The organism is Oleiphilus sp. HI0066, assembly GCF_001635725.1.
Genome location: NZ_LWFH01001520.1, coordinates 1 through 765, shown reverse-complemented (window position 1 = coordinate 765; position 765 = coordinate 1). Strand labels below are relative to the sequence as shown.

The window sequence follows — 765 nt, the reverse complement described above, 5'->3', positions numbered from 1 at the left end:
TGAACGCCATGGTTCCTTCTTGTCCTTCGGCGCCTTTCACGGCTGACGCAAAACTTTTCGCTGCGCCATCAAGTAAGGATTCAAGTGGTTGGTGTCCGACGCTTAAGATCAGTTCTTTAGTTGTTCGATTCGCTTGTGGCGCACAATTTTTAACTTGAGAAAGAGCAGTCTCAAGCGCCGTTTCTATGGCTTCGTTTGAATCTAAACATTCATGAACAATGCCTAATTCTTTTGCTTCAGTGCCTTTAAAACGCGCACCAAATAATGATAAGCGTCTTGCTTGTGTTAAGCCTACGCGTGTCACAACAAAAGGTGCTATTTGCGCTGGTGGTATACCCAAACTTGTCTCTGGCAAGCCAAACTGTGTGCTATCAAGGCACAACGCAAGGTCAGAGATGCATACTAAGCCAAAGCCTCCGCCTAGTACTGCGCCTTCAGCCACAACAATCAAGACTTGTGGGATTTGGTTGGCAAAGGTAATCATGCGCCCAAATTCTCTATTTAATGCGTAGAAAGGGTCTTCATCACCTTCAGCTTTTTGCCCTAGCGCTGCACGTGCATTTGCCATGTCTTTGATGTCGCCGCCAGCGCAGAAATGACCCTCTGCGCCGCGCATGACGACAACGCGAATATTTTGTTCATGCTCAATAGCTTTGAATACCGACATCAATTCTTGAACCATCTGAAGGCTCATCGCGTTGCGTGCCTTGGGTCGGTTCAGCGTGATCTGCAAAACATGGTCTTGCAGATCAATTAGTAAGGTTT

1 protein-coding gene is annotated in these 765 nt (G+C 46.9%); it reads right to left on the bottom strand.

The features are described from left to right. A partial coding sequence (locus tag A3738_RS23640; protein ID WP_068763902.1) for an enoyl-CoA hydratase/isomerase family protein occupies positions 1-765 on the bottom strand: 765 nt, incomplete at both ends.